The 23,365-nt window shown below is 68.1% G+C and carries 20 protein-coding genes; 11 read left to right on the forward strand and 9 right to left on the reverse strand.

From position 1 onward, the window contains the following. Positions 1–87: 87 nt before the first annotated feature. Both CJ197_RS02655 and CJ197_RS02660 read left to right on the forward strand, forming a co-directional pair. The gene (locus CJ197_RS02655) at positions 88–681 is read left to right on the forward strand and encodes a hypothetical protein (protein ID WP_102235196.1); all 594 of its coding nucleotides are present in this window, start codon (positions 88–90) and stop codon (positions 679–681) included. Positions 682–764: 83 nt separating this feature from the next. Then, on the forward strand, positions 765–1,583 hold the full coding sequence (locus CJ197_RS02660) for a hypothetical protein (protein WP_233190607.1): 819 nt from the start codon (positions 765–767) through the stop codon (positions 1,581–1,583). Between the two features lie 121 nt (positions 1,584–1,704). Here the strand turns inward: CJ197_RS02660 and CJ197_RS02665 are convergent, their stop codons facing one another. Further along, positions 1,705–1,950 (reverse strand): hypothetical protein, encoded by a 246-nt coding sequence (locus CJ197_RS02665; RefSeq protein WP_102235198.1) that lies wholly within the window; start codon positions 1,948–1,950, stop codon positions 1,705–1,707. Between the two features lie 170 nt (positions 1,951–2,120). Here CJ197_RS02665 and gatC point away from each other — a divergent pair, with 170 nt between their 5' ends. Genes gatC through gatB form a run of 3 tightly spaced genes read left to right on the forward strand, consistent with a single transcriptional unit; the run spans position 2,121 to position 5,429 of the window. Beyond that, positions 2,121–2,417 (forward strand): Asp-tRNA(Asn)/Glu-tRNA(Gln) amidotransferase subunit GatC, encoded by a 297-nt coding sequence (gene gatC, locus CJ197_RS02670; protein WP_102235199.1) that lies wholly within the window; start codon positions 2,121–2,123, stop codon positions 2,415–2,417. A 1-nt stretch (position 2,418) separates the two neighbouring features. Continuing rightward, entirely contained in the window at positions 2,419–3,927 is a 1,509-nt protein-coding gene (gatA, locus tag CJ197_RS02675; protein WP_102235200.1) for an Asp-tRNA(Asn)/Glu-tRNA(Gln) amidotransferase subunit GatA, read from the forward strand. After that, positions 3,924–5,429 (forward strand): Asp-tRNA(Asn)/Glu-tRNA(Gln) amidotransferase subunit GatB, encoded by a 1,506-nt coding sequence (gatB, locus tag CJ197_RS02680; protein WP_102235201.1) that lies wholly within the window; start codon positions 3,924–3,926, stop codon positions 5,427–5,429. Before gatA ends, gatB begins: the two co-directional genes overlap by 4 nt. Before the next feature lie 90 nt (positions 5,430–5,519). Here gatB and CJ197_RS02685 read toward each other — a convergent pair whose 3' ends face one another. Both CJ197_RS02685 and CJ197_RS02690 read right to left on the reverse strand, forming a co-directional pair. Further along, on the reverse strand, positions 5,520–5,996 hold the full coding sequence (locus CJ197_RS02685) for a hypothetical protein (protein ID WP_102235202.1): 477 nt from the start codon (positions 5,994–5,996) through the stop codon (positions 5,520–5,522). Further along, positions 5,993–6,217: a hypothetical protein gene (locus CJ197_RS02690; RefSeq protein ID WP_146007689.1), complete on the reverse strand. Its 225-nt coding sequence runs from the start codon at positions 6,215–6,217 to the stop codon at positions 5,993–5,995. The genes CJ197_RS02685 and CJ197_RS02690 overlap by 4 nt, the downstream gene beginning before the upstream one ends. Before the next feature lie 412 nt (positions 6,218–6,629). Here CJ197_RS02690 and CJ197_RS02695 point away from each other — a divergent pair, with 412 nt between their 5' ends. The 5 genes from CJ197_RS02695 (at position 6,630) to CJ197_RS02715 (ending at position 13,105) form a co-directional block, all read left to right on the forward strand. Beyond that, positions 6,630–8,369 carry a sodium:alanine symporter family protein gene (locus tag CJ197_RS02695; protein WP_102235204.1) on the forward strand — a complete coding sequence of 580 codons (1,740 nt, stop codon included), beginning with the start codon at positions 6,630–6,632 and terminating at the stop codon, positions 8,367–8,369. An 83-nt stretch (positions 8,370–8,452) separates the two neighbouring features. Next, positions 8,453–10,051: a sodium:alanine symporter family protein gene (locus CJ197_RS02700; RefSeq protein WP_102235205.1), complete on the forward strand. Its 1,599-nt coding sequence runs from the start codon at positions 8,453–8,455 to the stop codon at positions 10,049–10,051. A gap of 358 nt (positions 10,052–10,409) precedes the next feature. After that, the gene (gene ilvD / locus CJ197_RS02705; protein WP_102235206.1) at positions 10,410–12,242 is read left to right on the forward strand and encodes a dihydroxy-acid dehydratase; all 1,833 of its coding nucleotides are present in this window, start codon (positions 10,410–10,412) and stop codon (positions 12,240–12,242) included. Between the two features lie 204 nt (positions 12,243–12,446). Next, complete coding sequence (locus CJ197_RS02710) at positions 12,447–12,683, forward strand: type II toxin-antitoxin system Phd/YefM family antitoxin (RefSeq protein ID WP_233190608.1); 237 nt, start codon at positions 12,447–12,449, stop codon at positions 12,681–12,683. Then, on the forward strand, positions 12,680–13,105 hold the full coding sequence (locus CJ197_RS02715) for a type II toxin-antitoxin system VapC family toxin (RefSeq protein ID WP_233190609.1): 426 nt from the start codon (positions 12,680–12,682) through the stop codon (positions 13,103–13,105). The genes CJ197_RS02710 and CJ197_RS02715 overlap by 4 nt, the downstream gene beginning before the upstream one ends. Before the next feature lie 347 nt (positions 13,106–13,452). Here the strand turns inward: CJ197_RS02715 and CJ197_RS02720 are convergent, their stop codons facing one another. Genes CJ197_RS02720 through CJ197_RS02735 form a run of 4 tightly spaced genes read right to left on the reverse strand, consistent with a single transcriptional unit; the run spans position 13,453 to position 19,359 of the window. Next, complete coding sequence (locus CJ197_RS02720; RefSeq protein ID WP_102235207.1) at positions 13,453–15,189, reverse strand: ABC transporter family substrate-binding protein; 1,737 nt, start codon at positions 15,187–15,189, stop codon at positions 13,453–13,455. Next, entirely contained in the window at positions 15,189–17,453 is a 2,265-nt protein-coding gene (locus tag CJ197_RS02725) for an ABC transporter ATP-binding protein (protein WP_102235208.1), read from the reverse strand. The genes CJ197_RS02720 and CJ197_RS02725 overlap by 1 nt, the downstream gene beginning before the upstream one ends. Next, entirely contained in the window at positions 17,450–18,379 is a 930-nt protein-coding gene (locus tag CJ197_RS02730) for an ABC transporter permease (RefSeq protein WP_102235209.1), read from the reverse strand. Before CJ197_RS02730 ends, CJ197_RS02725 begins: the two co-directional genes overlap by 4 nt. Next, entirely contained in the window at positions 18,376–19,359 is a 984-nt protein-coding gene (locus CJ197_RS02735; RefSeq protein ID WP_102235210.1) for an ABC transporter permease, read from the reverse strand. Before CJ197_RS02735 ends, CJ197_RS02730 begins: the two co-directional genes overlap by 4 nt. Positions 19,360–19,684: 325 nt before the next feature. Here CJ197_RS02735 and CJ197_RS02740 point away from each other — a divergent pair, with 325 nt between their 5' ends. Beyond that, positions 19,685–21,274 carry an alanine/glycine:cation symporter family protein gene (locus tag CJ197_RS02740; RefSeq protein WP_369801463.1) on the forward strand — a complete coding sequence of 530 codons (1,590 nt, stop codon included), beginning with the start codon at positions 19,685–19,687 and terminating at the stop codon, positions 21,272–21,274. Between the two features lie 47 nt (positions 21,275–21,321). Here the strand turns inward: CJ197_RS02740 and cobA are convergent, their stop codons facing one another. Beyond that, positions 21,322–22,950: a uroporphyrinogen-III C-methyltransferase gene (gene cobA / locus CJ197_RS02745; RefSeq protein WP_102235211.1), complete on the reverse strand. Its 1,629-nt coding sequence runs from the start codon at positions 22,948–22,950 to the stop codon at positions 21,322–21,324. Further along, complete coding sequence (locus tag CJ197_RS02750; protein WP_102235212.1) at positions 22,950–23,363, reverse strand: nitrite reductase (NAD(P)H) small subunit; 414 nt, start codon at positions 23,361–23,363, stop codon at positions 22,950–22,952. The genes cobA and CJ197_RS02750 overlap by 1 nt, the downstream gene beginning before the upstream one ends. Positions 23,364–23,365 lie beyond the last annotated feature (2 nt).

Consider the following 23,365-nt stretch of genomic DNA (forward strand, 5'->3'; position numbering starts at 1 on the left):
TCCCACGCCTGGCGCATGTGAGACCTCTCTCATCCACACCTCATCCACAGCCCGGGCGGTCTCATCGACCCTGCGTACTCTCCGGGCATGAGTCCTCGCCCCCGCCCTCTCGGCGCTTCGCTGCCCGACACTCCCGCCACGCGCACCATCGCCGGCGTGCTGACCGCCGCGCTGCTGGGCTCGATCCTGGCGCCGGCCCGCAAGCTCGGCCCCGACCAGGGCCGCGTACGCGACTCCTTCCCCTTCAGCCACTACCCGATGTTCTCCGCCCGCCGCAAAGACCACTACTGGGTCACCCATCTGCTCGGAATCACGGCCGATGGGCAGCAGCGCCCGCTGCACTACTCCTACGCGGGCACGGGCGGGCTGAACGCCGTCCGGCGCCAATTGCGTCGGCGCGTCAACGACGGTGAAGGCAAGCGCCTGGCTCGCCGGGCCGCCCGCCGCCTCGCTTCCCGTGAGCACGCCGAGGACCGCGACATCGTGGAGGTGCATGTGGTCAAGGGCCGGTACCTCATCGAGCCGTTCATGCGCGGGGCGGGCGAGGAGGAGTTCACCTCGCGTCTGCGTGTGAAGGGACGCGCCGCCGTGCCCGGCCGTGGTGATGCGTCCGGTCGTGGTGATGTGCCCGGCCGTGGTGATGCGTCCAGTCGCTCCGCGGATGAGGAGGTGGCCCGATAAGCCGCCTGCTCTCCGCCCTCCAGAGCCTCGCCCGGGAAACATCGCGACGCCTCGCGCCGACGGCCGCGCCCACCGTTCCGGCGGTGCTGCGCATCGCCGTGGGCGCCTACCACCTGTGGCATGCGGGCTCTAAGCGCAAGCTCTACCGCGGCGTGCACCGCACCGATGCGGCGAGTTTCGACCCCGTGGGCGTGGCGCGGGTGCTGCGTCGGCCGCTGCCGCCCGTCCTCGCCGACCGCCTGGTGGACGCGTCGCTGGTCACGGGAGCGCTGTTCACCGCCGGGGTGGGGCACCGCGTGATCGGCCCGCTGCATGCAGCGCTGCAGACCTGGAACTTCTCTTACCGCAACTCCTTTTCCATGGTGTTCCACCACGAGAACGCCCTGGTGCTGCACACCATGGTGCTCGCAGTCGCACCGGCCGCGGACGCACTGTCCCTCGACGCCCTGGCGCGTGATCGCTGCCTGATCCCGCGACGACGCTCGTGGATGTACGGGGCCACGCCCACGGTCATGAACACCGCCATGGCTGGCACGTACCTGCTGGCGGGGCTCGCGAAGTTCACCGGAGAGGACGGTGCCGGTTGGGTCGACGGGGCGAGCATGCGCCAGCAGGTCGCCGTGGATGCGCTGCGCAAGGACCGGCTGGGGGAGGGCACGAACGAGCTCGCCCAGCTGCTCTACCCCCGTCGGCTCCTGTTCACCCTCATGGCCGCCGGGGCGATCATCATCGAGATCGGTGCGCCGCTGGCCGTGCTGGACCGGCGCCTGGGCAGGCTGTTCGGCATCGGCGCGTGCTCTATGCACTGGGGGATCAAGGCGATCATGCGCATCACGTTCCCCTACCACCTCTCCGGGGTGCTCTACCTGCCGCTGTGGCTCATGCCGCCGCCTCAGCGGTGAGGCCTCAGCGGGTGGGCCGATGCGGGCAGAGGCGGCCGATGGGGCCGTGCGGCTCCGCTCGAATCAGCAGACGCAGGTCAGGCGGCGCAGATCAGGAGTGCATAGATCAGGAGCGCGCAGCTCAAGAGGCGGAGTCGTCCTGGGACGCGTCGCCCTCACGGGACTGCCGCGCAGCGTGCTCACGGTCGATCCGCGCCATCCGCTCCGCGGAGGTCTCGGTGTCCCGCAGCGGATTCTCCTTCGTGGCCAGCGCCCGGCGCATCCGCGCTTCGAACTTCTGGACCTCCCGAATGCGCGGGTCATCGGAGAGCTGCTCGCTGTCCTCGGGATCATGCGAGGTGTAGTCGATGTTGGGGTCGACGGACATGTGCGGGACCTCCCGGTCGAGATGGACATCGGGCCCCGGGCGGAGACCGATCACGGCCGATACTGTACCGGGGCTCGGTGGGCATCCCATGCGTCCAACGGCCCTCGAGCGCTGTCCACACCACCTCCGCAGCGAGCCGCACCACCATCGGCAGGTCCTAGACTGTCCGCATGCCTTCGATCGGACGAGACGACGTTGCACGCCTCGCCGACCTCGCACGGATCCAGCTCACCGATGACGAGATCTCCCGCTACGCCGGCGAGTTCGACGCCATCATGGACGCTGTGGCCTCCGTGTCCGAGGTCGCGACCGCGGATGTGCCCGCCACCAGCCACCCCATCGCCATGACCAATGTGCTGCGCGCAGATGTGGTCACCGAGACCCTCACGCAGGAGCAGGCCCTCTCCGGCGCTCCCGCGCAGGAAGACGGCCGCTTCGCCGTGCCGCAGATCCTGGGGGAGGAGTGAGATGACCGAGCTGATCCGCCTCAGCGCTGCCGCCCAGGCCGAGTCCCTGACCAGCGGCACCACGAGCTCCGAAGAGCTCACCCGCGCCCACCTGGACCGCATCACCGCCGTGGACGGCACCCTGAACTCCTTCCTCCACGTCGATGAGGACGGTGCCCTCGCTGCGGCCCGCGCCGCCGATGAGCGCCGCCGCGCCGGCGAGGACGTGCACCCGCTGACCGGTGTACCGATCGCCGTGAAGGACGTCGTGGTCACCGAGGGGCTGCCCACCACCGCCGGGTCGACAATGCTCGAGGGCTGGGTCCCGCCATACGACGCGACCCTCGTGACCCTGCTCAAGCAGGCCGGCCTGCCGATCCTCGGAAAGACCAACATGGACGAGTTCGCCATGGGCTCCTCCACCGAGACCAGCGCCTTCGGCCCCACCCGCAACCCCTGGGACACGAGTCGCATCCCCGGCGGCTCGGGCGGTGGCTCCGCCGCCGCGGTCGCCGCATTCGAGGCGCCGCTTGCGATCGGCACCGACACCGGCGGCTCCATCCGCCAGCCCGGCGCCGTCACCGGCACCGTCGGCGTCAAGCCCACCTACGGCAGCGTCTCCCGCTACGGCCTGATCGCCATGGCCTCCTCCCTCGACCAGGCCGGGCCGGTCACCCGCACCGTCGAGGACTCGGCGCTGCTGCACCAGCTCATCGGCCAGTACGACCCGAAGGACTCCACGTCGCTCGACGGCGGCTTCGGCGACTTCGTGGCAGAGGCGCGACGCCAGGATGTGAAGGGCCTGCGCGTGGGCGTCATCGAGGAGCTCGAGGGCGAGGGCTTCGCCCCCGAGGTCCGCGCCCGCTTCACCGAATCCCTCGAGCTGCTCGAGCAGGCCGGAGCGGAGATCATCCGCCTCTCCTGCCCGAACTTCGAGTACGCGCTGGGCGCCTACTACCTGATCATGCCCTCCGAGGCCAGCAGCAACCTCGCCAAGTTCGACGGCATGCGCTACGGCCTGCGCGTCATCCCCGAGGGCAATGCCACCGCCGAGGCCGTCATGAAGGCCACCCGCGGCGAAGGCTTCGGCGCCGAGGTCAAGCGCCGCATCCTGCTGGGCACCTACGCCCTCTCGGCCGGCTACTACGACGCCTACTACGGCAGCGCGCAGAAGGTCCGCACCCTCGTGCAGCGTGACTTCGCCGCCGCCTACGACAAGGTCGACGTGCTGGCCTCGCCCACCGCCCCCACCGTCGCCTTCCGCTTCGGTGAGAAGACCGATGACCCGCTGGCGATGTATCTCAACGACATCGCCACCATCCCCGCCAACCTCGCGGGCGTGCCCGGCATCTCCCTGCCCAGCGGCCTCGCCGAGGACGGCCTGCCAGCCGGCATCCAGTTCCTGGCCCCCGCCCGTGGCGATGACCGCCTCTACCGGGTGGGCGGCGCCCTGGAGGCCCTGCTGGAGGACCGCTGGGGCGGACCGCTGCTGGAGAAGGCCCCCGAGCTCGCCGGAGGTGCGAACCGATGACCACCGAGACCATCGTCGACTACGACGAGGCCACCGACCGCTACGACCCGGTGCTCGGCATCGAGGTGCACGTGGAGCTCGGCACCGCCACCAAGATGTTCGACGGCGCCCCCAACGTGTTCGCCGCCGAGCCCAACACCGCGATCACCCCGGTGTCCCTGGGCCTGCCCGGCGCGCTGCCGGTGGTCAACCGCTCCGCGGTCGAGTACGCGATCAAGATCGGTCTGGCGCTGAACTGCTCCATTGCCGAGATGTGCCGCTTCGCCCGCAAGCAGTACTTCTACCCGGACCTGACCAAGAACTTCCAGACCTCCCAGTACGACGAGCCCATCGCCTTCGACGGCTGGGTCGATGTCGAGCTCGAGGACGGCGAGGTGGTGCGCGTAGAGATCGAGCGCGCCCACATGGAAGAGGACGCGGGGAAGAACACCCACATCGGCGGCGCCGCCGGACGCATCCAGGGCGCCGAATACTCCCTGGTCGACTACAACCGTGCCGGGGTGCCGCTGGTGGAGATCGTCACCCGGCCCATCCCCGGCACCGGCAAGCGTGCCGCGGAGGTCGCCGCCGCCTACGTGAAGACCCTGCGGGACATCTTCCGGGCGCTGGACGTCTCCGAGGCTCGCATGGAGCGCGGCAATGTGCGCGCCGACATCAACGTCTCCCTGCGGGAGAACCCCGAGGCGCCGCTCGGCACCCGCACCGAGACGAAGAACGTCAACTCCTTCCGTGCGATCGAGCGGGCCGTGCGCTTCGAGGTGGGCCGCCAGGCCGGGATCCTCGATGACGGTGGCAGCGTCATCCAGGAGACCCGCCACTTCCACGAGGACACCGGGGAGACCTCCTCGGGCCGCGTGAAGTCCGACGCCGAGGACTACCGCTACTTCCCCGAGCCGGACCTCGTGCCCGTGGCCCCCAGCCGCGAATGGGTCGAGGAGATCCGTGCCGCTCTGCCTGAGCTGCCCGCCGCGCGGCGCCGCCGCCTGCTGGGGGAGTGGGGCTACAGCGAGCTGGAGATGCGCGACGTCATCAACGCCGGGGCGCTCGACCTCATCGAGCAGACCGTAGCCGGGGGCGCTTCTGCCGCCACCGCCCGCAAGTGGTGGATGGGTGAGCTGTCCCGCGTGGCCAAGGATCGCGAGGTCGAGCTCGAGGAACTTCCGGTGACCCCGGCGCAGATCGTCGAGCTGCAGGCCCTGATCGACGACGGGAAGATCAACGACAAGATCGCCCGGAAGGTCCTGACCGCCGTGCTCGAGGGCAAGGGCGACCCCGCCGGGATCGTGGAGGCCGAGGGCCTCGAGGTGGTCTCCGACGACGGCGCCCTCACCGCGGCCGTGCAGCAGGCCATCGCCGATAACCCCGATGTGGTCGAGAAGATCAAGGGCGGGAAGATGCAGGCCATCGGCGCCCTGATCGGCCCGGTCATGAAGGCCACGCGGGGCCAGGCCGACGCCGGAAAGGTCCGCGAGATCATCATGTCCACGCTCGGCGTGGGGTGAGCGCGCTCGCGACGAGCTGAGCATCGGCCCGGTCCCCGCACGGGGACCGGGCCGATGCTGTGCCGTGTGCGGAGCGGACGAGCTCCCGGATCAGCGCGAGGTGCGCGCAGCCGCGATGACGACGTCCGTGCCCTCCGGAGAGATGAGCACGGTGTATGTGGCCGACGGATCTTCCGGGTTCGAGCCGTTGAGGTAGCGCGCGCCCTCGTGCACTTCCTCGGGGGAGAAGCGCTGGGAGATCGTCCCTCCGTCGGAAGACACCAGCAGTCCCTCAGAACCGTTGAATGACTCTGACACCCAGTCCGCGATCGCCTCGGAAGAGTCGGAGAAGGATACGCGCACGCTCCATTCGTCCAGATCGGAGACGACGATCCCCTCGGAGACGGTGAGCTCGGCATCGGGGACGATGATGCCCACGCTGCGCAGCGCCTCTTCTGCGGTCGGCTGGTCATCGGTCATGGTGGGGTTCTCCTTCGGGCTGTGCCTGATGGTGCATCCGCTGACCGGGAGCAGCGCGGCGATCGCGCCCAGACCCGCAGTGAGCAGGACCGCTCGTCGGCTGGTCATGGCCCCGACACCTGCCGCGTGGTGCTGCCATGGAGCAAAAACTCCATGGCAAGTCCCGCGCGGTGGAGCTCGGCGAGCTGCTGGTCGGTGATTGTGGGGTCGAAGGGACCAGGAAGATCGATCGTGGTCCTCTTCCCGCCGTCCCAGTCGTACTGGTCCCGAACCGCTTTCGCGAAGGTGCGCAGTGACGCGGTGTCGGCCCCCATGAACTCTCCGGACATGTACCCCCCGGTAGTTGTCGGTTGAAGGCCAAGGTACCAGCAGCAGTCTCAACGGTGCGCGTTTCAGGCCGGCCGAGCGGGAGGCGCATCAGGTGGCGCCGCACGTCTATCGCTCCTGCTCTCCCGGTGCAAGGAGGCTGCGAGGATGTCGGGATCACCTCACACTGCCGGTCACGACTTCATCACACCGACGCGACCGGGATTGTCGGACAATCCGCACCGAAAGTTACCGGCAGGTCTCCCCTGACCTGCAGTGATATTGCGATCTGGCGGCGCGCGTTAGTCGTGGAGGCCCTGCACAGGCTCTGTACAGTTTTGCTGACCCGAGTGCGAACCAGGGTGCCCGGCGCCCCGAGACGCACTAGCCCATGCCATCCAGGGCGGGATAGCCCGCCGAAGGAGAAGCACGCCCGTGAACGGGATCGACGCAGCGATCGAAGCGATCTTCGGACCGATAGCCACTTTCCTCAGCGACGTCGTCTTCTACGAGGTTGACGTCTTCGGAGGCATTCCGATCATCGTCGTGTGGCTGATGGCCGCCGCGATCTTCCTCACCGTGTGGCTGCGCTTCCAGCCCATCACGGGCATGAAGCACTCCATCAACGTCATCCGCGGCAAGTTCACCGCCAAGACCGACCCCGGTGAAGTCTCCAGCTTCCAGGCCCTGGCCACCGAGCTGTCAGGCACCGTGGGCCTGGGCAACATCGCCGGTGTGGCCGTCGCGATCAGCTGGGGCGGTCCCGGCGCCGCCCTGTGGATTGCGATCTTCGGCTTCTTCGCCATGAGCGTGAAGATGGCTGAGGCGACGCTGGGCGTCATGTTCCGCAAGGTCAACCCCGACGGCACCACCGAGGGTGGTCCCATGCACTACCTGCGGGAGGGCATGGCACAGATCGGCTTCAAAACCACCGGCCGCGTGCTCGCCGTCATGTATGCGATCTTCGCGCTGGTGGGTGTGTTCGGCGCAGGCAACCTGTTCCAGGCCAACCAGGTCGCCATGATCGTCTCCGGGGCCACCGGCAGTGAGTTCCTGCAGTCCAACGGCTGGCTCATCGGCGTGGTCATGGCGATCTTCGCGGGCCTGGTGATCCTCGGCGGCGTGAAGTCCATCGCCCGCTGGACCTCTGCACTGACCCCCGCGATGGCCGTGCTGTACACCCTGTGCGTGCTGCTCATCCTGGTCATGAACATCACCCAGGTCCCCGCGGCCTTCGGGCTCATCGTCACCAGCGCCTTCACTGCCGGCGGTGTCGAGGGCGGTGTCATCGGCGTGGCCGTGATCGGCATCCAGCGTGCCCTGTTCTCCAACGCCGCGGGCGTGGGCTCGGCCGGCATGGCGCACAGCGCCTCCAAGACCAAGGAGCCTGCCACCGAGGGCTTCACCGCCATGTGGGAGCCGCTCGTGGACTCCATCGGCATCTGCATGCTCACCGCCCTGGCCATCGTGGTCACCGGCGTGTACACCACCGGCAGCGAGGACGGCGTGGCCCTGACCGCCTCCGCCTTCGCCACCGTGGCCAGCTGGTTCCCGATCCTGCTGACCGTGGCCGTGGCGCTGTTCGGCTTCTCCACCGTGCTGGCCTACGAGTACTACGGCGAGCTGAACGCCATGTACCTCTTCGGCTCCAACAACGGCGTGAAGATGGGCTTCCGCGTCATCTGGGTGCTGGCCGTGATCGTCGGCGCCGCGATCTCCCTGGACTCCGTGGTCGCATTCTCCGACGCCATGTTCTTCCTGATGTCGATCCCGAACCTGCTGGGCATCTACTTCCTGGCGCGGACCGTGCGGCTGGAGATCCTGCGCCACAAGTACCGCGTGAACGTCGGCGCGCTCACCGAGGTGCCCCCCGAGCTGCAGGTTGGCATGGGCTCCCATGAGCCCACCGAGGAGCAGGTCCGCACCGAGCGCGAGCGCACCTACACCGAGGAGATGCGCCTGGAGGAGCTGCACCGCAAGCTCGCCGAGGACCCTGGCTTCCCGGTGCGCGCCGACCATCACGACGAGACGCTCTCCTCGCCGATGGGCGACCCCGACCATGAGCGATGGACTGCTCCGGCCGCCGATGGGCCGGCCGATGCGGTCCCGGAGACCGCGGCCGATGGCACTGTCGGCGGGGCCTCCGATGGTGACGTGCCCCCGGCGCGCAGCTGATCCTCTGTGGGGCGGCGGTGAACCCCACCGCCGCCCCGCTTCTCTCTCACCGCCCGCCCCTTCTCTCAGCACGGATGATCCCCATGTCAGGTCTTGACGCCGCTATCGAAGCTGTCTTCGCACCGATCGCCGGTGTGCTCTCCGCGATCGTGTTCTTCGAACTGCCGATCTTCGGCGGCATCCCCGTGGTGGTCATCTGGCTCGCCGCGAGCGCCGTGTTCTTCACCGTGTGGCTGCGCTTCCAGCCCATCACCGGAGCGAAGCACTCTCTGGCCGTGATCCGCGGGCGCTTCGCCGCCAAGACCGACCCCGGTGAGGTCTCGAGTTTCCAGGCCCTGGCCACCGAGCTGTCCGGCACCGTGGGGCTGGGCAATATCGCGGGGGTGGCCATCGGCATTACCGTCGGCGGCCCCGGCGCGGCGCTGTGGATCGCTCTGTTCGGCATCTTCGCGATGAGCGTCAAGATGGCTGAGGCGGTGCTCGGCAACAAGTACCGCACCGTGCTCGAGGACGGCAGCACTGTTGGCGGCCCGATGTACATGCTGCGCGAGGGCTTCGCCGAGATCGGCTGGAAGAAGCTCGGAATCGCGATGGGCGCGGTGTATGCGGTGCTCGCGCTGATCGGCATGCTTGGCGGCGGCAACATGTTCCAGGCCAACCAGGTCACCATGATCATCTCCGACGCCTTCGGGGAGGAATCCTTCCTGGCGCAGAACAACTGGGTGGTGGGCGTGGTGCTGGCCGCCATGGTCGCGGTGGTGGTGCTGGGCGGCGTCACCTCTATCGCCCGCTGGACCTCGCGGATCACGCCGTACATGGCGATCGCCTACATCCTGTGCGTGCTCGTGATCGTCGCGGTGAACCTGCCGCAGATCCCCGCAGCGCTCGGAGAGATCATCGTCGGCGCCTTCAACCCCCAGGGCGTGACGGGAGGCGCGGTGGGCGTGGCCGTCGTCGGGATCCAGCGTGCCCTGTTCTCCAACGCTGCCGGGGTGGGCACCGCCGCCATGAGCTTCTCCGCCACCAAGACCCGGCACACCGCCTCCGACGGCTACACCGCCATGTGGGGTCCGCTGATCGACTCTGTCGTGGTATGCATGCTCACCGCCGTGGCGATCGTGGTCACCGGCGTGCACACCGTGGAGGACGCCGAGGACGGCGTGGTGCTGACCGCCTCGGCCTTCGGGACGGTCGCGGACTGGTTCCCGGTGCTGCTGACGATCATCGTGTTCCTGTTCGGCTTCTCCACGCTGCTGAGCTACTCGTTCTTCTGCGAGATGCTCGCGACCTACCTGTTCGGCCCCACCCGCGCGGTGCGGATGACCTTGCGCGTGGTGTACGTGCTGCTCGTGGTGGTGGGGGCCTCGATCTCCATGACCTCGATGGTGGCCTTCGCCGATGCGACGACGTTCCTGGTCACGATCCCGAACCTCATCGGCCTGTACGTGCTGGCGAAGGTGGTGCGCCTGGAGGTGCTGCGCTACCGCTACCGCGTCGAGACCGGCGTCATCGAGGAGATCGAGGACGAAGACCTGCGGGTGGGCATGGGCGATCACGAGCCCACCGAGGAGCAGGTCCGCACCGAGCGGGAGCGCACCCGCACCGAGGAGATGCGGCTGGAGGAGCTGCACCGGAGGCTCGAGGCGGACCCGGAGTGGCCCCACAGCTACAACAAGGACTGACCGCGCCGACTGAGGTGGGCAGGGCCCCGCACGAGACGCGGCGCCTATCTCGGGCACATCGGCCCATCGCCCGCGGTTCCGCGCTATCCACCGCGAGGGAGTCATTCTGAGCCAGAAAGTGGCTCAGAATGACTCCCTCGCGAGCGGGGTCGAGCGGCTTAGGCTGACGATCGTGCCCCTCCTAGCGCACCTGCCCGTCGGCGTCAGAAGCCTTCGGAGCAGTTCTGGTGGCAGCACTGATGTCCATGTTTGCGGGGAGCGGAGCGCGGGCGCAGGGGTGCCGGGCTGCGGGGCCCTCAGTCCATCCCGCATGATGACATCGCGGTCCCGAATCGCGGACGCCGCGTAGGATCAGCTCATGCCTCAGCTCCGTTCTCGCACCTCAACCCACGGCCGCAACATGGCGGGGGCCCGCGCCCTGTGGCGCGCCACCGGCATGGAGACCTCTGACTTCGGCAAGCCCATCGTTGCGATCGCGAACTCCTACACTCAGTTCGTCCCCGGCCACGTGCACCTGAAGAACATGGGCGACCTCGTGGCCGGCGCCGTCAAGGAGGCCGGGGGCATCGCCCGCGAGTTCAACACCATCGCGGTAGACGACGGCATCGCCATGGGCCACGGCGGGATGCTCTACTCCCTGCCCAGTCGCGACATCATCGCCGACAGCGTCGAGTACATGGTCAACGCCCATTGCGCCGACGCGCTCGTGTGCATCTCAAACTGCGACAAGATCACCCCCGGCATGCTCATGGCCGCGATGCGCCTGAACATCCCGGTCATCTTCGTCTCCGGCGGGCCGATGGAATCCGGCAAGCCCGTCGACGGGGTCGTCGAGCATCGCTTGGACCTCATCGACGCGATCATCCACAGCGCCGATGACACCGTCACCGACGCCGAGCTCGCCGATATCGAGGACAGCGCCTGCCCCACCTGCGGCTCCTGCTCCGGCATGTTCACTGCGAACTCCATGAACTGCCTGACCGAGGCGCTCGGCCTCTCCCTGCCCGGAAACGGCACCACCCTCGCCACGCATGCCTTCCGCAAGCAGCTGTTCCTCGACGCCGGCACCAAGATCGTCGAGCTCGCCAAGCGCTGGTACGACGAGGACGATGACTCCGTGCTGCCGCGCAGTATCGCCACGAAGGCCGCGTTCACGAACGCCATGGCACTGGACGTGGCGATGGGCGGCTCCACCAACACCGTGCTGCATATCCTCGCCGCCGCGATCGAGGGGGAGGTGGACTTCGGGCTGGAGGACATCGACCGGCTCTCCCGCTCCGTGCCCTGTCTGTCCAAGGTCGCGCCGAACGGCACCGCGCACGTCGAGGACGTCCACCGCGCCGGGGGGATCCCTGCGATCCTCGGCGAGCTGGATCGCGCCGGGCTGCTGGACCACACGGTCCACGCCGTGCACTCCCCGGACCTCGCGACCTGGCTGAAGGACTGGGACATCCGCGGTGGCTCCCCGACGAAGGAGGCCGAGGCGCTCTTCCATGCCGCTCCCGGCGGGGTGCGCACCACCCAGGCGTTCTCCACCACCAACACCTGGGAGTCCTTGGACACCGACGGGGAAGGCGGCGTGATCCGCGCCGTGCCGCATGCCCACACCAAGGATGGCGGGCTGTGTGTGCTCACGGGCAACCTCGCCGAGGACGGCTGCGTCATCAAGACCGCCGGCATCACCGAGGACCTCTTCCACTTCGAAGGCACCGCCGTGGTGTGCGATTCGCAGGAAGAAGCGGTCCAAAAGATCCTGGACAAGACCGTGAAGGCCGGGGATGTGGTGGTGATCCGCTATGAGGGACCGCAGGGCGGGCCCGGCATGCAGGAGATGCTCTACCCGACGTCATTCCTCAAGGGTCGGGGCCTGGGCAAGGACTGCGCGCTCATCACCGACGGCCGCTTCTCCGGCGGCACCAGCGGCGTGTCCATCGGCCACATCTCCCCGGAAGCTGCCGAAGGCGGGCTCATCGGCCTCATCGAGGACGGCGACCGGATCGTCATCGACGTGGACAAGCGCCTGTTGGAGCTGCGGGTCGACGACGAGGAGATCGCCCGGCGGCGCGAGGCCAAGGGCCCGCTGCCGTGGCGTCCGGAGCAGCGTGAGCGTCACGTCTCTCAGGCGCTCAAGGTCTACGCCCACCTGGTGCGCTCGGCGACCTACGGCGCAACCCGTCGGCCGCTGGACTGACCTGCGCACACACCGCGGCGCCCGCCCCATGGCCCCGGGCCTGACCGTGGCGCCCGTCGGTCGCTGTCCTTACCCCGGTTTCGCGGGTCGATTCGGCCGGTTTGTTCCACCAGCGGGAGCAGAACGGCGGAGTCGCTGGTACAGAATCGCGGTGTTGCTGACGAGGGCGCCCCATCCGTGTATCACGGGTGATACGGTGTCGGCATGAGCGCCGTCACTATCCGGGATCTTCGCAACCGCAGTGCTGATGTCCTGCGGCGGGTCGATGACGGTGAACGCCTCATCGTCACGCGCGACGGCGAGCCTGTGGCATCGCTCGGCCAGGTACCCCGGCGGCCGCTCTCGGTAGAGCAACTCCGTGAGCGTCGGCGCCACCTGCCGCGAGTCGATGCAGCTGCTCTGCAGTCCGACCTCGACGACCTGATCGATCCAGCTCTGTGAACGGCCCCCGAGGAGTGGAAGACCGCGCGTCGGAAGGCATCATCGACACCTCAGTTCTGATCGATCTGATGGAGTGCGACGCCCAGACGTTGCCACATCGGCCTCACATCACAGCGATCACCCTTGCTGAGCTTTCGGTGGGGCCGCTCGTGGCGAGAACTGACGCCGAACGGGCACATCGGCAGGCCCACCTGCAGCAGGCGGAAGCGGATTTCGAACCGTTGCCCTTCGATGCCGCGGCTGCGCGTGCGTTCGGCCGCGTCGCGTCGTCGCTCCGCAGCGTTGGCCGAAAACCTCAGGCCCGTGCGTACGACGCCTTGATCGCTGCCATTGCACTCTCCCAGGATCTGCCCCTGTATACCGCGAATCCTGCGGACTTCGACGGCATTGAAGGCCTCGACGTGCGCACCGTACGCCGCTGACCCGGCCACAGGGCGGACAGTCCGTTCCCACCGCATCGAATCGGCTCTTTTGTTTCACCTGAGGGAACAGAACAGCGGAGTCGCTGGTACAGAGTCGCGGATCCGAGGGGGTGGGGCTGACGGAGCGTGGCGCGGGCCGACGGAGCGAAGGGGCCAGCGGACCGATAGGGCCGTCGGGGGAGCGGCGCGGCCGTCGGGGGAGCGGCGCCCCGTGGCCCGGCCCCTGGGCTGCCCCGCACACGCCGCGGCGCCCCATGGTCCGGCCCCTGGGCTGACCCCTGACCCTGCAGACACCGAGGCGCCCGCCGGAGGATCCGACGGGCGCCGCAGTGCGTCAGCGGTGCTGATCAGCCGTTCTTCTTGCCCTTCTCCCAGCCCACGGTGGACCAGTCGGTGGAGAGGAACAGCTTGGGCCCGAAGTTCGCCAGGCCCTCCTTGTACGCCATGATCGACGGGCCGTTCCACAGCGGCATCATCGCGCACAGCTCCTGGAACTTCTTCTCGCACTCATTGGCGATCTTCGCGCGCTCCTCGATCTCCGGGGAGACCGAGGCCTGCGGGACCAGCTCATCGATCTCATCGGAGCCGGTACCGGTCATGTTCGAGGTGGACTCCGAGTCGAAGAACTGCTTGACCACGCCCGTCGGATCCGATCCCACGGTGTAGCCCATCATCACCAGCTGGAACGCCTGATCGGCCATCACCTGGCCGAAGTCGCCCGAGCCGCGCGCATCGATCTCGGCGTTGAACCCGATGTTCTGCAGCTGTTTCTGCAGGGTCTGGACGATCGCGTTCGTGATCGGATCATCACCGAAGGTCGTGATCGTCATGTCCAGCGTCTCACCGTCCTTGCTGCGCGGGCCATCGCCCTCTGCCACCCAGCCGGCATCCTCCAGGGTCTTCTTCGCCGCCTCGACGTCATGCTCGAACGGGTAGTTGTCCTGGTAGTGGGGGCTGAACGGCATGAGCATCCACGAGCCCGGGGTCTCCTCGGACCAGTCGATGCCGTTGAAACGGATGGACGCGAGCTCCTCGCGGTTCACGCCCTGGTAGATCGCCTTGCGAACCTCGATGTCGCTGAGGTGCCCCTTGGTGGTGTTGAAGTTGATGCCGGAGATCGACATGGTCTGGGAGCGCCGGATGTCGATCCCCTCCATGTCCTTGACCTGCTCGAAGCGGTTCGCGTTCCCCACCGCGGTGCCGTCGATCTCACCGTTCTTGAACGCCGGGATCGTGGCGCTGGACTCCATCTGAACCCACACGATCTTGTCCAGCTTCGGCTTCTCGCCCCACCAGTTCTCATTGGGCACGAGGGTCACGCGCTTCTGCACGGTGTCCAGCTTCTCCAGCGTGAACGGGCCGATCATCCACTCCGGGTGCAGATCATCCACGAACCCGTCGTTGAACAGCTCGGGCGTGTTGATCGCGGGGTGGAAGGTGCCGGAGAACAGGTCCTGCCACGGCTGGTAGGGCTCGCGCATGGTGACCACAGCCTGGAAGTCATCCTCCCCGGCCTCGACCTTCTCGATGCGGTCATAGCCCTCGGTGGAGACGGCGTCGATGGTCTTGTCCTCGCCGTTCATCATCTTCCACTGGTTCTCGAACACCTTCCAGTCGTAGGGGGTGCCGTCGTTGAACTTCGCCTCGGGATTCAGGGTGTACGTGATGACGTGCTTCTCCCCGGAGTCGTCGTACTGCGCATCGGTGCAGAACTCCTCACGCAGCACGGGGGTGCCGTCGGCCTCGTACTTCCACACGCCGGAGACATCCATGGCGGCGTAGATGTTGGAGTTGTCCACGTTGTTGCCGGAGTTGTTCCAGCCGAAGTAGTTCGGGCCCAGGGCGCCGATGGTCAGGGTCAGCGTGCCGCCCTGCTCCAGCTCGGAGACGTCCTTGGGGTTATGGGCCATGAGCTCCTCGAGGTTGCTGTCCGCGGTGGCCGCGGTGCCGCCGCCATCGGAGCCGCCGCCACCGGAGGTGGTGTCGCGCTCCTGGGAGCACGCCGCCAGCGCGGTCGCGGCCAGGGCCGACGCGCCCACCAGGCCGGCGCGGCGAGAGAAGCGGAAGGTCACGGGGTGGATCATCAGAGGGTCCTTTCCTCGAGGGGGGAGTGTGCAACTAGGGATTCAGAGGGGAACAGACATGCGGAGGAATGGTCATCGGCGACCTCCACCAGAGGTGGTTCCGCCTCCCGACACCGGGCACGCGCCTCCTCCGGCAGCTGCGCATACAGCGGGCAGCGGGAGGAGAAGGAACAGCCGGAGGGAGTCTGCAGGGGCGAGGGCAGATCGCCGGAGAGGATGATCCTCTGGCGCCGCTCCTCAACCACGGGATCAGGCACCGGGATCGCGGAGATCAGTGCCTTGGTGTACGGGTGCGAGGGGGCATCGAAGATCTTGTCCACCTGCCCGTATTCGACGATCTTGCCCAGGTACATCACGGCTACGCGGTCGGCGATGTGCCGGACGACGGACAGGTCGTGCGCCACCAGCATGTAGCTGAGCCCGAGACGGTTGCGCAGGTCATCGAGCATGTTCAGCACGCCCGCCTGGATCGAGACGTCCAGGGCGGAGACCGGCTCGTCCAGCACGATCAGCTTGGGGTTGATCGCCAGTGCCCGGGCGATCGCGATGCGCTGACGCTGACCGCCGGAGAACTGCACGGGGAAGCGGTTGGCGTGATCGGGTTGCAGCCCCACCAGGCGCAGCAGCTCGAATACCCGCTCCCGCACCCGCTTGTGGTCCCAGCCCATGATCTCCAGCGGCTCCGAGATCACCTCGAACACGGTGAAGCGAGGATCCAGGGAGCTGAGCGGATCCTGGAACACCATCTGCACGGTCTTGCGGACCTCGCGGGTGAACTTCTCCCCGCTGCCGTCATCGGACCGCTTGTTAGAGGCCCCGTTGATGGTGATGCGACCGGGCTGTTGGCGGTTCATCTCCATGATCTCCAGCAGCGTGGTGGTCTTGCCGGAGCCGGATTCGCCAACGAGCGCCAGGCATTCGCCCTCGCGGATGTCGAAGCTGACACCGTCCACCGCGCGCACCGTACCGATCCGCCGCTTGACCAGCGCTCCCTCGGTGAGCGGGAAGTGCTTCTTCACGTCCTCGACGCTGAGCACGGTGGTCCGCTGCTCACGCTCGGCACGGTCGATCTGCTCATGCTCGGTGGTGTCCGCCGCGAACAGCTCGGTGGTGTCGACCGCTCCGGAGACCAGCTCGTCGCTGCGTACGCACGCGGCCAGGTGCCGGTCGCTCACCTCGCGCAGGTCCGGCTCGCCGTCGGTGCAGGCCTCGGTGGCCAGCGGGCAACGGGGTGCGAAGGTGCAGCCCGTCGGTTCGGTCAGCAGGTTCGGCGGCTGGCCGTCGATCGTGGCCAGCGGTCCATTGGCGTACCGGTCCACGCGCGGCACCGAGCGGATCAGGCCGATCGTGTAGGGCATGCGAGGGGTGGCGAACAGCTCATGGGTCTCGGCGTACTCCACGGGCCGACCGCCGTACATGACCAGCACATTGTCCGCGAACCCGGCGATCACGCCGAGGTCGTGGGTGATCATGATGACGGCGCAGCCGGTGAGCTCATTGGCCTGCCGCAGCACCTCCAGGATCTGCGCCTGGATCGTGACATCCAAGGCAGTGGTGGGCTCATCGCAGATCAGGACGCTGGGCTCATTGGCCATCGCGATCGCGATGAGCACACGCTGACGCATCCCACCAGAGAACTGGTGCGGGTAGGCCTTCAGCCGATCCTCGGGCGAGGGGATGCCCACCTTGGTCAGCAGTTCCACCGCGCGTTCGCGTCGGCGGGCCTTGGACCAGGAGGGGTTGTGGATGCGGATCGCATCGTCCAGCTGTCGGCCGATGGTGTACACCGGCGTCAGGGAGCTCAGCGGGTCCTGGAACACCATCGACAGCTCGCTGCCGCGGTAGGCGCACATCTGCTTGTCCGACAGGGTCACGAGGTTCTGATCCTGGAACCGCACCTCGCCGCGCACCGTCGCGGTAGGCGCCAGCAGCCCCATGATCGCCATCGAGGTCACGGACTTGCCGGACCCGGATTCCCCCACGATTCCGAGCACCTCGCCGGGGCGCAGATCGAAGTTCACGCCCCGCACTGCGTGGACGGTGCCGTTCTCGCTGTTGAAGCTGACGTGGAGGTCCCGCACGGACAGCACCGGGTCCGCATCGTGGTCGTAGCGGTGGCGGCGAGGCGCGGTGAACACCCCGGCAGTGCCGTCCCGCGTGACGTGATCCGCCTGGATCAGCTCCTGATCGGAGTCGGGCTCGAGCACATCCTTGCTGGCGCCGAGGGGGTTGCCGATGGTCGGGAAGGGGGAGTGTTCGGTCATGAGGCGGTACCTGCGGAGAGGGAGGCGGGATCCAGGGCATCGCGCAGGCCGTCGTTGATCAGCGCGAGCGGGATCGTGATGAAGAAGAGGGTGACCACGGGGGCCCAGAACAGCCACCACTGGGTCTCGAGCATGGTGGAGGCCTGCGCGATCATCAGCCCCAGCGAGGTGTCGGGGATCTTCACGCCGATCCCGATGAAGGAGTAGGCGACCTCGGAGAGGATCGCGCCCCAGATGCCCATGGTCACGTTGAGCACCACCAGGGAGGCGATGTTCGGCACGAGGTGGCGGCGGATGATCCGGGCGGGGTGGATGCCCATGTAGCGGGCGGCGCGCACGTAGTCCAGCTGGACCAGCGACATCGACAGGCCGCGGATCAGGCGGGCGGTGCCCATCCAGCCGAAGACGATCAGCAGCACCGCCAGGGTGAACCAGCCGCCGCCGCGCCCGTTCATGAGGATCGCCACCAGGATCAGCACCGGCATCATGATCAGCGTCTCGAGGACGAACAGGATGATCTTGTCCACCCAGCCGCCGAAGTAGGCCATCGTGGTGCCGATCAGCGCGGCCAGGATCGGGGTGATCACCCCGACCAGGAATCCGATCATGAGGGACTTCTGCAGGCCGCGCACCAGCAGCGCGTACACATCGGCCCCGGCGACGTTGGTGCCGAACCAGTGGACGGCGCTGGGAGCCTCACCGCCGGCCGCGAAGGGGTCCAGATCGTCGTAGGACCACTTGTTGGGGAGGTTCCCGAAGATCGCGAACAGCACCACGAGGCTGAGGATGATCAGGCCGATGGTGGCCGGCTTGTTGCGGAAGAACCGCTTGACGATGATACGGCGCTTGTTGAGGTAGACGGAGGCTCCGTCGGGCGTGCACTCGGATGCCGCGGGGGAGGCAGGGGTGGTGGTCTGGGTGCTCATGCAAGCCTCACTCGGGGATCGACCAGCACGATCGCGAAGTCCGCGAGGATCGCGCCGATGGCGAAGATGACAGCGCCGTAGGCGGTCATCGCCACAGCGACGTTGACGTCCTGGTTGGCGATGGCCTGGATGGACCACACGCCCAGGCCCGGCCAGTTGAAGATCGTCTCGGCGAAGAAGGAGCCGGTGAAGATCGCGGGGATCGTGAAGGCGATCGACTGGGCGACAGGGATGAAGGAGACCTTCAGCGCGTGGCGACTGATGGCCTGGGCGCGCGTGAGGCCGGTGGCTCGGGCAGTGCGCACGAAGTCCGCATTGATGTTGTCCAGCAGGTACTGGCGCTGGGAGACCTGGTAACCGGCCCAGCCCAGCACCGTCATGGCGAACGTGGGCACGGCATAGTGCGCCGCGAGATCCAGCAGCACCGGCCAAAAACCCTGCACGCCGTCGCTCGAGATGCCGGTGACGAAGAAGATCCGCTGCCCGGCGGCCTTGTTGATCATGATCGCCCCCAGCTGCACCACGAGGTACGCGACCGGTGCGGGGACCACGAAGGTGAAGTACGAGTAGCCGGTGATCACGCGATCGCCGATGGAGTACTGCCGGGTGGCCGTCCAGACACCGAGCGCGACGCCGATGATCAGGGTGAGGACGATCGTGGCAAGGGTCAGCGAGGAGGAGACCAGCACGCGGGCGCCGAACTCGGCGTTGACGTAGCTGGAGTTGGGCGAACGGCCCCAGTCCCAGTGCAGCAGCACATTGCCGAGCCAATCGATGTACCGCTCGAGGGCGGATTTCTCGGGGTCCAGCCCCAGGTAGCGCAGACGCTCGGTGATCTGCTCCTCGGTCAGAGGAGGGGTCTGCTGTTCGAACTGCCGCCCTGGGCGAAGGAAGGTGACCGCCAGAAAATAGGCGGCCGTGGTCGCGGCGAACACCATGGCGATGTAGACCGCGATCCTCTTGGCGAGGTACCTGACCATGCACTGCTCCGTGCTGCTGTGATGTGGATCGCTTTATCGGGAGGGTAGACCCCTCCGGGACCTTCGTCTGACGAAAAGCACTTGACAGATGTCGGATTCGTCAGCTGCACCTCCCGCTCAGCGGAAGTTAACCCAGGTCATAGGAGGTTTTCAGGGCTTGGTTGCCGGAAGGTCACGAAGTTGTCACAAGTCGGGGCGTCGTGAATTGGGCGGTCGATAAGACGTCGATGCAAGGCGAAGAGGGTGTGGATATGGTGATCGGGACCGCGCTCGGCGGAACGCACGATGCCTGGCGCGTCCATCCCGACCCCGGAAGGAACCCCGCGTGCCGCCCATCGACCAGATGATCGAATCCGTCGTCGGTCCTGTCGCCGATGTCCTGTCCGCCATCGTCTTCTACGAGCTGCCGATCTTCGGCGGTGTCCCCGTGATCGTCCTGTGGCTGATGGCCGCGGCGCTGTTCCTCACCGTCTGGCTGCGCTTCCAGCCCATCACGGGATTCAAGACCTCGATCGGCGTGATCCGCGGCCGCTTCACCCGCAAGACCGACCCCGGTGAGGTCTCAAGCTTTCAGGCCCTGGCCACCGAGCTGTCCGGCACCGTGGGTCTGGGGAACATCGCGGGCGTGGCCGTGGCGGTCTCTGTCGGCGGCCCCGGCGCAGCGCTGTGGATCGCGATCTTCGGCGTGCTCGGCATGAGCGTGAAGATGGCCGAGGCGACGCTGGGCTCGAAGTACCGCAAGGTCACCGAGGACGGACGTGTCATCGGCGGCCCCATGCACTACCTGCGCGACGGCCTGCGGGACGTCGGCTGGCCCCGTCTGGGCGCGGCGCTCGCCGTGCTGTACGCGATCTTCACGCTGCTGGGCGTGTACGGCGCTGACCTGTTCCAGTCCAACCAGGTCGCCGCGATCGTCGCCGACTCCTCGGGCAGCACGTTCCTGCAGGACAACAACTGGGTGATCGGCCTGGTGATCGCCGTACTGGTGGGCATCGTGATCCTCGGCGGCGTGCGCTCAATCGCCACGTGGACCTCGCGCATCACCCCCGCCATGGCGCTGCTGTACTTCCTGTCGGTCCTGGCCGTGTGCCTGGTGAACATCGCCGATGTCCCCGCGGCGCTCGGCTCCATGGTCAGCGGCATGGTGACCGGCCAGGGAGTCGCCGGAGGCATCATCGGCGTGGCCGTCATCGGCATCCAGCGGTCCCTGTTCTCGAACGCCGCTGGTGTGGGCACCGCCGGCTTCGCCCATGCGGCCTCCAAGACCAAGCACCCCGCGACCGAGGGGTACACCGCCATGTGGGAGCCGCTGATCGACTCGGTGGTCGTCTGCATGCTTACCGCCACCGCGATCGTGGTCACCGGTTCGCACACCGCCGGTGCCACCGACAATGCCGAGGGCGTGGCGATCACCGCTGCCGCCTTCGGCACCGTCGCCAGCTGGTTCCCGTACCTGCTGGCGGTGGCCGTGGCTATGTTCGGCTTCTCCACCGTTCTCGCCTACGCCTACTACGGCGAGCAGGCGCTCGTGTACCTGCTGGGGGACAAGGGCTGGGTGCGGAACCTGTTCCGCATCGTGTGGGTGATCGGCCCCATCCTGGGTGCGTCTGCGACGCTGGATGCGGTGATCGCCTTCGCCGATGCGTCCTTCTTCCTCATGGCGATCCCGAACCTGCTGGGCATCTACTTCCTGGCGCGCGTGCTGCGCCTGGAGATCCTGCGCTTCGGCTACCGCACTGACACCGGCGCGATCCCCGTGATCGAGGACCCGGATCTGCGGGTGGGCATGGGCTCGCATGACCCCACCGAGGAGCAGGTCGCAGCCGCACGCGCCGAGGAAGAGGCGGAGCGGGAGCGTCTGGCGGACCTGCACCGTCGGCTCAACGAGGATCCGGACTGGCGCCGGTCTCACTGAGCAGGCGGCGCGGGCCGGGCGGCGCGGGGCTTCTGCGCGGTGGGAGCTCAGGCGCCGACAGCGGCGTCGTAGCGGTCCAGCACGAGCTGCGTGATCAGCGGGTGATCGCCCAGCGGTGCCGCCACCACATCCGCCCCCGCGCTTTCGAGCCGGGACTGGAAATGTCCGAGGGAGAGCAGGTAGCTCGCGAGTGCCACCCGACCCGATGGTGACGCGGCCCGCGCAGACGCCACCGCCTCGACGACCGACGGGTCTGCTGCGGCGATGAAAGCGGTGATCACATCGCGGCCCAGCTCGGCAGCGAGCAGCTGCGCCATCTGCCGGGCCATGTCCTGGCCCGCAGCATCCCGCGTCCCGGCCGCCGCCATCACCACGGCGTCCTCCTCGCGGGCCCCTGCCTCGGTGAGCCGCTCGGCCATGACCTGGGCCAAGCGCGGATCCGGTCCCAGCGGCCCGGTGGAGCACGCCGCCTGACCTGCGACGGCCGCCGCAATGTCGCAGCCCACGTGATAACCCGTGGATAACAGCAGCGGCACCACCACGGCGCGCGGCATCGCATCGTCGCGAGTGCGTGGATCAGCATCCGGACCGGCCCAGCGGGCCACGGCGTCCTCCACCGCAGGTTCCTGCACATCCACATAGGCCTCGCGCACCGGCACATCGGGACGGGCCGCGGCGACGCGCTGCAGCATCGCGCGGACCACGTCGCGGCCCTCGCGGGAGCGGGTGCCGTGTGCGCAGCCGATCAGCACCGGCGGCAGTCCTGCAGCGGTGCGAACCCCGTCGGCCCCGGTGGCGCCATCCGCCCCCGTCGCGCCATCCTCGCTGAGGGCCCGGTCATCTCCGGCGGCGAGGGCCTGCCGTCCAGAACCCTGCAGCTCCCCACCCTCCGCGGTGCCCTCCTCCGCCGCGGCAGGGGAGAGGAACCCGTTGACGGCCGTGCGGCCGACCACGATCACCGCCGGATGTCCGATGCCGGAGGCCTGGACGCGCTGCACGATAGTGCCGAGCGTGCCGCGCACCTCACGCTGCTCAGGCAACGTGGCGTTCTGCACCACCGCCACCGGGGTCGCCGGGTCGATGCCGTTCAGCTGTGTCTGTGCCACCAGGCGCGGCAGCCATGCCACGCCCATCAGGAGCACGGTCGTGGTTCCCGGATCGCGCAGGGCCGCGAGATCCGCGGGCCCCAGATCGCCGTGGGCATTGACCACATGCACCGCCACCGCCGTGCCGCGATGAGTCACCGGGATCCCCGCGGCGGCCGGTCCTGCGATGGCGGACGTCACCCCGGGCACCACCTGGACGGGCACGTCCGCGGCCTGGCAGGCCATGACCTCCTCGCCGCCGCGGCCCAGCACGAACGGGTCCCCGCCCTTGAGGCGCACCACGCGGTGCCCGGCACGGGCCTTCTGCACGAGCAGCTCTCCGATGCCCTCCTGGGAGAGGGAGTGCGCCCCCGGGGCCTTGCCCACGCCGATCACCTCGACGTGCTGCTCGAGCAGCTCCGTGATCCCCGCGGGTCCCAGGCGGTCGACGACCACCACATCGGCCTGCTGCAGCAGCGCAAGGCCGCGCACGGTGAGCAGATCCCAAGCCCCGGGCCCCCCGCCGATGAGGGCGACGGACCCGGGCTCTAGGCGGATATCGGTGAGGGCCTCGGCGTTCAGGCGCGGCATCAGGCGGCGGAGCCCGGCAGGGGGCGCGGAGCCGTGGCCACGTGAATCACGCCGTCACGGACCTCGGTGTCGAACACGCGGATCGGGTGCTTCTGAGCGCCCGCGGCATCGAGCACCTCGCCGGTCTCGAGGTTCCAGGTCTGCTTGTACATGGGGGAGGCGAGAGTGGGGATTTCGTGCGCCTCGTCCTCGACAGTGATCCGGCGGGTGCCCACCAGGCCGCGGGAGAGGATGTTCGTCTCCGAGTACGGGTCGTACTGCTGGACGGCGTGCACGGAGCCGTCGTCCAGCAGGAACACGCCGATCTGCGTCCCATCGGGCAGCAGGGCAGCGGCGCCGCGCTCCACGCTCAGCGCCTGCACGGCGCAGATCTCGATCATCTCGCCACTCGTGGCGGTGGTGTCGGTGCTCATCG

Origin of the sequence: Brachybacterium sp. UMB0905, from assembly GCF_002871795.1 — a bacterium.
In the GTDB taxonomy this organism is placed as follows: domain Bacteria; phylum Actinomycetota; class Actinomycetes; order Actinomycetales; family Dermabacteraceae; genus Brachybacterium.